The organism is [Clostridium] innocuum (assembly GCA_012317185.1).
In the GTDB taxonomy this organism is placed as follows: domain Bacteria; phylum Bacillota_I; class Bacilli_A; order Erysipelotrichales; family Erysipelotrichaceae; genus Clostridium_AQ; species Clostridium_AQ innocuum.
Window position 1 is genome coordinate 1051130 of sequence record CP048838.1, and the last position, 11538, is coordinate 1062667.

At 41.0% G+C, this 11538-nt stretch carries 10 protein-coding genes, 1 tRNA gene and 2 pseudogenes; 11 read left to right on the forward strand and 2 right to left on the reverse strand.

The annotated features are described in order from the left end of the window. Window positions 1–11: 11 nt before the first annotated feature. The 4 genes from G4D54_05145 (at window position 12) to G4D54_05160 (ending at window position 5892) form a co-directional block, all read left to right on the forward strand. A complete protein-coding gene (locus G4D54_05145; GenBank protein ID QJA01853.1) occupies window positions 12–2084 on the forward strand; it encodes an MMPL family transporter in 2073 nt (690 codons plus the stop codon). A 13-nt stretch (window positions 2085–2097) separates the two neighbouring features. Beyond that, entirely contained in the window at window positions 2098–4263 is a 2166-nt protein-coding gene (locus tag G4D54_05150) for a hypothetical protein (protein ID QJA01854.1), read from the forward strand. A gap of 105 nt (window positions 4264–4368) precedes the next feature. Further along, window positions 4369–5616, forward strand: coding sequence for an HD domain-containing protein (locus G4D54_05155; protein QJA01855.1), 1248 nt, complete (start codon window positions 4369–4371; stop codon window positions 5614–5616). A 201-nt stretch (window positions 5617–5817) separates the two neighbouring features. After that, window positions 5818–5892, forward strand: a tRNA-Thr gene (locus tag G4D54_05160). A gap of 470 nt (window positions 5893–6362) precedes the next feature. Here the strand turns inward: G4D54_05160 and G4D54_05165 are convergent. Together G4D54_05165 and G4D54_05170 are read right to left on the reverse strand one after the other, a co-directional pair. Continuing rightward, window positions 6363–6491, reverse strand: a pseudogene (locus tag G4D54_05165) (2,4-dienoyl-CoA reductase). Between the two features lie 2 nt (window positions 6492–6493). Further along, a pseudogene (locus G4D54_05170) lies at window positions 6494–6622 on the reverse strand (hypothetical protein). Window positions 6623–6753: 131 nt separating this feature from the next. Here G4D54_05170 and G4D54_05175 point away from each other — a divergent pair. The 7 genes from G4D54_05175 to G4D54_05205 all read left to right on the forward strand — a co-directional run bounded on the left by G4D54_05175 (window position 6754) and on the right by G4D54_05205 (window position 11429). After that, entirely contained in the window at window positions 6754–7353 is a 600-nt protein-coding gene (locus G4D54_05175) for a TetR/AcrR family transcriptional regulator (GenBank protein ID QJA01856.1), read from the forward strand. A gap of 246 nt (window positions 7354–7599) precedes the next feature. Further along, entirely contained in the window at window positions 7600–8427 is an 828-nt protein-coding gene (locus G4D54_05180) for a peptide transporter (GenBank protein QJA01857.1), read from the forward strand. A gap of 43 nt (window positions 8428–8470) precedes the next feature. After that, window positions 8471–8989 (forward strand): hypothetical protein, encoded by a 519-nt coding sequence (locus G4D54_05185; GenBank protein QJA01858.1) that lies wholly within the window; start codon window positions 8471–8473, stop codon window positions 8987–8989. 44 nt (window positions 8990–9033) lie between these two features. Continuing rightward, window positions 9034–9381 (forward strand): hypothetical protein, encoded by a 348-nt coding sequence (locus G4D54_05190; protein ID QJA01859.1) that lies wholly within the window; start codon window positions 9034–9036, stop codon window positions 9379–9381. Window positions 9382–9413: 32 nt separating this feature from the next. After that, complete coding sequence (locus G4D54_05195) at window positions 9414–9773, forward strand: nuclear transport factor 2 family protein (protein QJA01860.1); 360 nt, start codon at window positions 9414–9416, stop codon at window positions 9771–9773. 143 nt (window positions 9774–9916) lie between these two features. Further along, window positions 9917–10369, forward strand: a complete 453-nt coding sequence (locus G4D54_05200) for a helix-turn-helix domain-containing protein (GenBank protein QJA01861.1) — start codon at window positions 9917–9919, stop codon at window positions 10367–10369. 148 nt (window positions 10370–10517) lie between these two features. Beyond that, on the forward strand, window positions 10518–11429 hold the full coding sequence (locus G4D54_05205) for a nucleotidyltransferase (GenBank protein QJA01862.1): 912 nt from the start codon (window positions 10518–10520) through the stop codon (window positions 11427–11429). Window positions 11430–11538 lie beyond the last annotated feature (109 nt).

An 11538-nucleotide genomic window follows, 5' to 3' on the forward strand; every position in this document is an offset into this window, starting at 1 on the left:
AGATGAAATGTATGAAGAAGCTTTCTGATTTTATTGTAAAGAAAAGAAATCTGATTCTGCTTGTTGCCGTACTGCTGCTGATACCCAGTGTTATCGGATATGCGCGTACGAAAGTAAATTATGACCTGCTGAGCTATCTGCCGCAGGATGCCGAGTCCATGATCGGACAGAAGTCACTGAGTGATGACTTCAATCTGGCGAGCACCGGTATGCTGGTCGTTGAGAATATGCCGGATAAGAATGTATCGGAATTAAAAAAGGAGATCAAGGCGATTGACGGCGTTAAGGATGTCCTGTGGAGAGATGATGTTCTGGATATCAGCATTCCCAAGGAGATACTGCCAAAGGATGTTCGTGAGATGCTGTATTCTGATAAGGGAACACTGATGGTAATCACATTTCAGGAGGAAACCTCATCCCAGCGTACGATGGATGCCATTAAAACCATCAAGGGCTATGCCGATCGTGAATGCTATCTGGGCGGCTTTTCCGCCATCACTGAGGATACCAAGGATTTGATGAACGAGGAAACTCCGCTGTATGCCGTAACTGCCATCATCCTGTGTATGATTGTATTGTTTATGGGGCTGGAGTCCTCCATAGCACCGTTTGTCTTCGTTTTGGGAATCGTTTTCCCAATCGTCTACAACTTCGGAACCAACGTCTTTCTGGGACAGATATCCTATATCACCAAGGCACTGGCTCTGGTCCTGCAGCTGGGTGTCACGATGGATTACTCCATCTTCCTGCTGCACCGCTATCAGGAGGAAAAAAAGAAAAGCAGTGATCGTGATGAAGCCATGTCAAATGCGATACAGGCTACCTTCACCTCCATCACCAGCTCTTCTATAACGACTGTCGCTGGATTTCTGGCATTATGCGCAATGCAGCTGACCCTGGGCAGGGATATCGGTATCGTTATGGCAAAGGGTGTTGTATTCGGCGTATTATCGACTATCATCATCCTGCCTGCGCTGCTGATGCTGTTCGATAAATATATTGAGAAATGGAAGCATCCGATCCTTTTAAAGGAACCGAAAAAGCTTCCGGGCTTTCTGACAAGACATTATAAAACAATTCTGGTGGTCTTTGTCGTTATCTTCATTCCGATGATTTATGCACAGGCACATACCAATGTCTATTACGATCTGAATGCGACAATGCCTAAGGATTTTCCAAGTGTCATCGGTACGAATAAGCTGAAGGACCAGTTCCATATGACGACGACGCATTTCCTACTGGTGGACGAGAAGCTGGAAAATTATGAAATCAAGGAAATCTGTGATTCTGTGGAGGAACTACCGGGAGTTTATTCCGTCGTTTCCTATGAGAGTCTGATTGGCGGCGGTATTCCGAATGAGCTGGAGCCTGCAGCAGTGAAAAACATCCTGCAGAATGGCGGCAGAAAGATGATCCTGGTCAACAGCACCTATCGTTCCGCAACGGATGAAGAGGATGAACAGCTGAATAAGATAGATACGATACTGCATAAATACGATAAGCATGCGGTGATTGCCGGGGAAGGCTCATTAACCCGTGATTTGATTACTACGACGGATATTGATTTTAAAATGGTGAATATCTTATCTGTTGCCGCGATTTTTCTGATTATCGCTATCACCTTCAAATCGCTTGCACTACCGGTTATACTGGTAGCTTCCATCGAATTTGCAATCTGTATCAATATGGGGATTCCATTCTTCACCGGAACAACGCTTCCATTTATCGCCAGCATTGTCATCGGTACAATTCAGCTGGGAGCGACGGTGGATTATGCCATCCTGATGACAACACGCTATAAGGAAGAACTCAGCAACGGCAGTACGGTTATAGAGGCCGCGAAGGAAGCAGCAGCAAAATCTGCACCGAGTATTATCACATCCGGACTGTCCTTCTTCGCCGCATGTATCGGTGTATCCTTTATTTCCAAAATGGATTTAATCAAGAGTCTGTGTACGCTGATCTCCCGCGGGGCAGTGATTTCTATGCTTTCTATTCTGCTGGTACTGCCAGCTATGCTGATTATATTCCATAAGCTGATAGAGAAAACAACCAAGGGCTGGCCAAAAGCCAATCTGAAATAAGGAGGGTATTCATATGAAGAAAAATGTGAAAGCAGTAACGTGTGTGGCATTGAGTATGCTGCTGGTTAATTCCGGCATGGTGCTGTATGCAAAGGATGATGAAACGGTAAAGGATGAAACGGTTTACGCAATGCTGAACAGTGATGGCAGTGTCGATCAGGAAATTGTAAGCAGCTGGCTGCACAACGATAACGGTATTCGTAATATAAAGGAACAGCTGGACCTCAGCAATGTCAAGAATGTGAAAAGTGACGAAAAGCCGGAGGTTTCCGGAAAGACCTATACCTGGAATGCAGATTCCAATGATATTTATTATGAAGGAACGAGCAACAAAACTCTACCGATACAGGTAAGGGTGACTTATAAGCTGGATGGTAAGGAAATCAGTGGAAAGGACCTGATCGGGAAAAGCGGTAAGCTGGAAATTCATATTTCACTGAAAAATACGCAGAGTAAAACAGTGAATGTGAATGGCAGACAGACACGCATTCATCCATTTTATATGGGGGCAGGTGTACTTGATCTTTCCACCGATCATTTTTCAAATGTGAAGTGTGAAAACGGTAAGGTGCTTTCCGAGGGCAACAATACCATGGTCGCTTTCATCAGTGTTCCCGGATTGCAGGATACGCTGGAAAGCTGCGGTGTAACTGGCGCAAAGGAACTGCCGATGCAGGATGATATCACCATTACCTGTGAAGCTAAGGATTTTGAGCTTGGTCCGATTATGTTTGCAATGACACCGGAGGTGCCGGTGGATAAGCTGAAGGATATCAATTCCATGGATGATCTCACGAAGGGGCTGGATGAGCTGACCAATGCAAGTGCACAGCTATTGAATGGTACTTCACAGCTTTCTGAGGGTACAGTAACCTTCCAAGGTAAAATGCAGGAGCTGGTAAATGGTGTGCCGACACTGACGAACGGTGTATCTGCATTAAAGAATGGTACGCAGGAGCTGGTGAGCGGCTCAACCAGGCTGTACAGCGGATTGCAGGATTTGCATACCGGAATGAATCAGGCGAAGAAGGGAACTGCCAAGCTGAATAAAGCAACAGACGGTTTGGGTACACTGGTAAGCGGTGTTGATGAGATCAATACGAATATGCAGGCACTTGCAAAGGGCTTGCAGGATGGAAGCAATGAGCTGAATGCATCCCTGAGTGATGAAATGCTGAAAAATTTAACAGATGGTTTAGGAAATGTATCTGCTTTACAGGCGATGTTTGAAAAGGATCAGCAACATGTGGCGCAGGCTGCCGCTGATCTGGAGGCTGCACTCACAAGCACAGATGTTGATAACGCAGCAGGAAAACTGGGAGAAACTGCAGAATATCTAAAGAAAAAAGCTTTTAATGATAAAGGAGAGGTTGTGGATGCAGAGGCAGCGCAGGCTCTGAAAAGCCTTAAAAGTGCGGATGACTACTTATTAAATTATAAAACGCAGGCTACAGCTTCTGCGGTCAATCTGCAAAAACAGCTGACCCAGCTGCAGACAGATTCAGCAAATCTGAAAAATCTATCCGACATGGCAGCCTCTGCTGCTGAAATGCTGCCGAAGCTAAGCAGTTTCAAAGCAAGTCTGAATACTGCATCACAGGGAGTACAGCAGCTTGCCCGGGGTACGCAGCAGCTCAGTGAAAAATCCTCCTCTCTCTTAGAACTGAAAAAGGGAATTTCCACACTGGACTCCAGTATGACAACGGCAGTCGGTGGCATTAGCGAGCTATATAAGGGCGGTCAGGCTCTGGTATCCGGATTACAGCGTGTTGATCAGGGCGCAGGTGCTCTGCAAAGCGGTTCTGCGACTATCGGTAACGGAGCACAGCAGCTATATGATGCATCAACTCTGTTAAAGGATAAAACAGGGGAACTGCATGCAGGCATGAGCAAATTCAAAACAACCGGTATTGATGAAATGCAGAAGCAGGTTTCCCTGTCACTGGATGATGTCACACAGCTTCTTGCTATCAAGGATGAAATTGTAAAGGAAGCAGAGCAGGAGCACACCTTCAGCGGTGCACCGAAAAACAGTGAAAGCAAGGTCAAATATATTTATAAAACAGAAGAGTTGCAAAAGGAAAAAAAGACAGACACACAGGAAACAAAGAAAACAAAGGAAGAAACAAAGGATGATTTCTTTGATAAGATTTCAAATTTCTTCTCAAAGATGTTTTAAATTCAGAGGGGCAGAGAAAAGCTGCCTCTTTTTTCACACAGAAACTTATTGTAGAAACCAGGTGTGTACAGTATAATGGGTACAGTTGCATTCACAGGAGGATACATGAAGGTCATAGAACACAAACACGTGATACCGATTATACGAAATACATTAAATGCACTGGATGCGCGGCTGGTGGATCATGGCTACCGTGTGGCTTTTTTGATGGAACAGACATTGCGTCATGCAGGACTCTTTAAAGGAAAGGAATTGCGGGATATTGTCATGACCTGCTTTCTTCATGATATAGGTGCTTATAAGACAGAGGAAATCGAGCAGCTGATTCAGTTTGAAACATGGGATATCTACCAGCATTCCGTATACGGCTATCTTTTCCTTAGAAATCTGTCCCCGCTCGGCCCGTATGCGGATATCATTCTATATCATCACATATATTACAGAAAGCTCAGAGATCATGATATTCCCTACCTTCTTGTGTCACAGCTTCTCAGCCTCTGTGATCGCCTGGATGTCTATCAGCTTGAGAAACCGCTTCAAAATGTGGAAGCCTTTCTTCGCCAGTTCGAGGAGGATTATTTCAGTAAGGAGGCGATTGATCTGTTCCTTTCCGCAGATGCACAATGCCACATGCTGGATCAGCTTTATGTGCAGCATCAGGAGGTAAAGGTAGCGGTCTTCGATGAAATACCGTTTACGGAATCAGAAGGAAAGGCATATCTGCATATGCTCAGCTATGCAATAGATTTCCGCAGTGAATATATGGTAGCACATACCATTACAACGACAAGTGTTTCCACAACACTTGCGGCGCTATGTGATTATCATCCGACAGAAATAGAAAAGGTGTATTACGGAGCCCTGCTGCATGATATCGGTAAGGTTGCCATACCGGTGACGATTCTTGACTTCCCGGGCAGACTCAGTCCGCAGGACATGGCAGTTATGCAGTCACATGTGACATATTCCATGAAAATTCTGCATGGTGTTGTCGATGAGGAAATCGAGCATATCGCTGTCCGTCATCATGAAAAGCTGAACGGCAAAGGCTATCCTCTGGGGCTGAAGGAGGAAGCTTTAACGACATCCGAACGCATTGTAGCAATTGCGGATATCATCAGCGCTCTCATAGGAAAGCGCAGCTATAAGGAAGCATATGACTTGGAGAAAATCAAAGAAATTTTACAGGACATGGCTGAGGGGCAGTATCTTGACGATAGGATTGTACAGATCGCCTGTGACAATCTTCCTCACATCCTGCAGACGGTGAAGCGCGATTGTACACCGGTAATCGCAATGTACCAGGAAATACGTCGTGATTATGAGCATAGGATAGCACAGCTTGACAGGTAAGCAGTACATAAATGTGACTGCATAGTTCAATAATTACAGCCACACAGAGCTGCTGCATATGGCTATGCCAGGAAGAAATGCGGAAATTAAGCAAATAATCTTATAAAAATTTCTTTTTGATTCTGTACATAAGGAAGAAAAGATGGTATAATAATCGCGGTCTCAGGGAAACGGTCCGTGAGAAAGCTATTTCCTTATTCTGCCGGAGTGGCTCAATGGTAGAGCAACGCACTCGTAACGCGTAGGTTGGGTGTTCGATTCACCTCTCCGGCACCATATGATATATTCAGGTTGTGTTCATTTCGCCGTATGGCAAAGACCTTAGAAAAGGGTTTGAAATGCATGACCTTTTTTTCTTGTATTTTGTATGTCCTCGTGCTGTGGAAGATGCTTTTTCTAAAGCGTTGTATATGTCGAAGGGATACGCTAAAACAAGAATAGATAAAGAGGATAGTTCCTTTTGAATATCATCAGCAACAAGAAAAAAAGAATCAATGCATCATTAAAGCGATGTACTTGATTCCTTTTAGCTTTCATGGGTAAAAGCTCTACCCATCTCTGATGAAACGAAACCGGAAGACTATTCTTTTTTTTTGCTTGTGAAAGATACCCTGTGCTTATTCTCTAACATTGATAGAAGGGAAACCTGTATGTTTTTTTATGAGAAGAGGCAGCATGCATGTAAATATCCAATAAAAGCCTTTGGCTGATGAAACAGCCGAGGTATCGGGATAGGGAATTGTTGCTTACAGGTGCGAGCACAGCTCATAGGCATCCCAGATGCCCTCCATGATATCCTTTGGATGAGAGCTGTCACCGATATTATAAATATCCTTTGCCTTCAACAAAATCTGATCATACAGAGAACGATTGCTGTGGATTCCTGCTTATATGCCCAATGGTCATCCAGCTGGCCCATCGCCATCGGAGCCATAGCAAAACGGTTTCGTATCTCCACATTACCGATACGAAGCGGCGTGAATAAAGCTTCATATTCCTTTTTCATGATGTCCCTCCTTTAAGTGAACATGTTCATTTAATTAAATGATAGCACTTACATAGAAAAAGTCAAGGGGTGGTTCACATTGTGTTTTTTAAGCGGATACGATACAATGAAGACACAAAGCAGGTGAGTCTATGAAAGAAAAGGAAATGCGGCGGCGGCCGAACCAGACGGAAAAAACAAGAAGAAAAATTGTTGAGGCGATTCATGTGAGTATGAAGGAAGCGGATCTCAGTGATATCACCATTCGAAGTGTATGTAAAAAGGCAGGTGTATCCATCGGCACCTTCTATTTATATTTTTCCTGTAAGGAGGCTGCTTTGCTGTATGGCTATCGTCAGGCGGATGAACAGTTTCTTGCATTACAGCTGGAGGAGGATGCATGGAGCAGCATTCGTAAAATCATGACCTGCTATCTGAAGATGGTCACGCTGGAAGACATGCATGCCGTGCGTCAGATTTATATCTGCCATATCAAATACCACGATACCTATTTCTTTGATGAACAGCGTCCGATTTTTCAGCTACTGGCGGCAGAGGTTGGAAAGCTGGTTTCAGAGACTGCAGTAAAGGATGTGACATGGGGACTGCTGACGACTGCCCGGGGTCTGATTTATCATGCCTGCTGTTTGAAGGATGAGCAGATAGCATTGGACTGGCATGAGAAGCAGCTGGAGGAGCTTATGGATTACCTTTCCTATCGTGTGCAGAAATTACAAAAAGGAAATACGTGATCGCTGGCTTCATAATCATGTTTAACGTATGGTGGAAAAGGCTATTGCGAATAAGAGGATTCAATATGTTAAATAGTAGCTCCTTTTGATTACAGGCTGCATGGACTAGGTTTGTTTTAAAGGAAACAGTGTTTTATAAATTGTAATTTCAGGAGGATTTTAAAATTATATCAGGCAGATATGATGATGGTTTAAATCCAAAGGAGGAAACATTTATGGAAAAGGCTAAATGCAATAGAGGTTATTATGAGAGAACTTATAAGATTGACTGATTATAGTAAATCCGATATATTTGAAATTTTTAAAATTGCTGATGATCTATTAAAAGGGAAATATATAAACTTTTTAAAAGGGAAGACCGTAGTAATGTTTTTTCCTAACACTAGTATCAGAACAAGAGTTACATTTGAAAAGGGCGTCTATTTATTAGGTGGACAAGCTGTTTTGTTTCCAACGGAGACACTTGATAAAAAAGAAGCTTTGCAAGATGTTTTTGGATATTTAAGCAATTGGGCTGATGTTTTAGTCGTACGTCATAAAGATATTCATATCTTGGAAAAAATAGCAAGATATTCTTCGGTTCCAGTGATCAATGCAATGACTGATGTTAACCATCCATGTGAAATTATTTCTGATTTATATACACTTTCAAAAATAAGGGATCATTTCATAAAAGATAAACTTCTTTTTTGTGGAGAGAATAAAAATATAGGATATGCTTGGAAGGAAGCCTCTGAGGTTATGGGATTTGATTTAGAGCAATGCTGTGGTAGAGGATATGAAATGGAAGGAATCGTATCGCATCATGATATTGAAAAGGCCATTTTAGGTAAGGATATCATTTGTACTGATTCACTTCCTGCTACCACGTTAGATCATTTCAAGAAATGTAAAGTTACAACACACGTAATGAAAAAAGCAAACAAGGGAGCTGTATTGAATCCATGCCCGCCATTTTATAGAGGTGAAGAGATATCAGACGATATAATAGAATCTGAATTTTTCGTAGGATATGAATTTAAAAAATATTTATTATATATCCATCAAGCAATTATGATTTATTGTTTGATTTGAAATTAGAATTTGTATTAGAAACTTTACAGGAGGAATAAATTTTATGAATGATTTATTAAGAAGCGAAGAATATGATTTTGTTAATTCTAAGGATAAGCAGTTTATAGTGGCTTTCGATTCTGAAATGTTAAAGTTAGGCTACACATGTAACCAAGCAATAGGGGAGGGATATTGTTGGGGAAGGAAAATGATTATTTACACAAAAGCAGGCGTAAAAAGCAAAAAATCATATGCTCGAATTTATTTACGTGATAATGACTTGATTCTCCGTATGTATTTCAGCAATGTAGATAAACATAAGCAGGCAATTGAACAAGCTCCTGACTATATTCAGCAGGCATTTACTGGTGATTATGGAGCTTGTAAGCATTGCCATAATATGAAAGAGGATGGGACATGCAATCATAGAAAAAGCTATACGGTTCATAATCAACATTATGAATTCTGTGACGGTTTTGCTTTTTGGTTCTTTTCTCCTGACCTTGCAAGAATACCAGATTACATCAAGCTGTTTCTAGACTTTTATCCTGATAAAAAGCGAAAAGTAAAAGTAATATCATAAGGGACTAAGGGTATTTACTAAATTAGAATTTGAGGAGGTATTTTATGTTTAATGAAATATGCATATATGAGGCAAAACTGACCAAGCTAGATGAAATTGAAGAACTGATGAGGGAAGTAGCGGAATTTTATTTGGAGCAAGATGGTGTTATTGATGTACACTATATAAAACGTACTCACCGACAAAAAGATTTCAATGCAGTTAAAGAGGGAGAATTACCTATTCGTCTTACAAGAAATGTAGGTAAGGTAACATATGTCTTGTATTGGGTGATGGAAAATGAAGCAGTTCATGCAAGAGTTGGAAAACTTGGCATAGAAAAATTCTATAAACGTTGGAATAGGTGTTTAACCACGATGCCCAAAATAATCTTGGGTGAGAATATAGTTTGATTTACAAATTAGAATTTGTAGAGGTGAATCATATGTATAATACTTTGTTGCAATTAGAAAAGGACTTCTTCAAAATCAGTAAAATAACAGATATAATATGGCTTAACGATACCCTACATGATGATTTTAAAGAAATCGGTAGTTCAGGTTTGGTGTTCAATAAACAAGATACAATGAAGGCACTTTCTTCTTTGAAATCTAACAAAGAGATAGCGATATATAATTTTGAATTTCTAAATTTAAAATTGGATTGTTGGATGGTTCATTATGTAACGAAGGATAAAAATGAAATGACTTATCGTACATCTATTTGGTTAAAAGAAGATAGATTAAAAATCATATTTCATCAAGCAACGAAATTAAATGGTCAGCATACATTGAATGAATCTTAATAAGGTATTTTTTGTTTCAGTAAAGAGATAGAGAAAAATTCCAGTTTGTTAAATTCTCGTGCGATATTGATTGAAAAAGTTGGTGGAGTTCTTCTTTAATATTCTCTATAATTTGATTATCAAAAAACAAGGAGGATAACACAATGAATTTAGGAAATAGTTTATTTCACGCAAGAAAGAAGAGTGGATTATCACAAGAGGAAGTTGCTGAAAAAATCGGCGTAAGCAGACAAACGATATCAAAATGGGAAACCAATGAAACAGTTCCAGATATTTACCAATCAAAGAAGATGGCGAAACTCTATAAAATTTCTTTAGATGAACTTATTGAATTTGATATTGATTTACAAGAAATTGAAGAAATGATTGATAAAAGTGATGAAAAACTAAATGAAAAAGTGAATTGGACAAATGCATGGGGAAAGAAATATCCTATACTCCTTAAATATCAGACAGAAGTGAATACTTCAAATTATGCTTTTCGAATTACAAAAATGTTTGATGAAATTAAGAATGAATATGGATATAGCAAACAAGACGCAATGTTAGTTCTAAAAGATATTTTGTATCAATCATATAAAATCTGGAACAAATAAATAACGATTTATCTTCAGCTAGAGATGATTTCCTTGAAAAGAAATGGGTAGCCGGGTTTCAGTATCTTGTGAAGAATTGTCAAAATCGTGTTGTAATCCTTTTCATCAAATACCAACTATGGTAAAATAGGGACAATGAGGTGAGATAATGAAAGATGTGACATTAGTTGTACTGGCGGCCGGTATGGGCAGCCGTTACGGAGGATTGAAGCAGATTGATCCGATTGGACCAAACGGAGAAATTATTCTGGAAATGTCTGCATTTGATGCAATTCGTGCAGGCTTCAACAAGATTGTTTTTATTATAAAGAAAGCGATTGAAGAAGATTTCAAGAAAGCGATTGGAAATAAGATTGCGGAGCATATCAAGGTGGAATACGTATTTCAGGAGATGGATGCGTGTCTGCCTGAGGGGTATGAGATACCTGCCGACCGTGTAAAGCCATGGGGAACGGCCCATGCCATTCTGTGCTGTAAAAACGTAATTCATGAACCGTTCGCCGTGATTAATGCGGATGATTACTATGGTATTGCTTCCTTCCAGAAGCTGCATGACTATCTGGTATCCAATGCGGATGAAACAGCATACAGCATGGTTGGCTTTGTTCTTGGAAACACCCTGACAGATCATGGCAGTGTTGCCCGCGGTGTCTGCAAGGTGGAAGACGGCAAGCTGGCAGGTGTTGATGAACGCACGAGAATTGAAAAACGCGAGGGCAAGGTACAGTATTACGAAAACGATACATGGTATGATGTGGATGCCAATTCTCTTGTTTCCATGAATATGTGGGGCTTTACTCCAAAATTCATGGAGGAAGTGGAAGAACGCTTCCCGACCTTCCTGCAGGAGACGGTGAAGGAAAATCCATTGAAGAGCGAATTTTACATTCCGGTGACAGTGGATACGCTGATCCGTGAAGGAAAAGCTACCGTAACTGTATTATCCAGTGATGACAAATGGTACGGTGTTACCTATCAGGAAGATAAGCCGATGGTAAAGGAAGGGATTCGCAAGCTGATTGAAGCTGGCAAGTATCCGGTACCGCTCTGGAGCAAATAACGAACAAGGGGAGCTTCCCCTTTTCTTTTGCTTACGAGCAAGCACACGGCAACTGGAAAGCACGAGTATTAAGGAAACTTGATAAGCGATAAATGCCTGTTATTCTGTG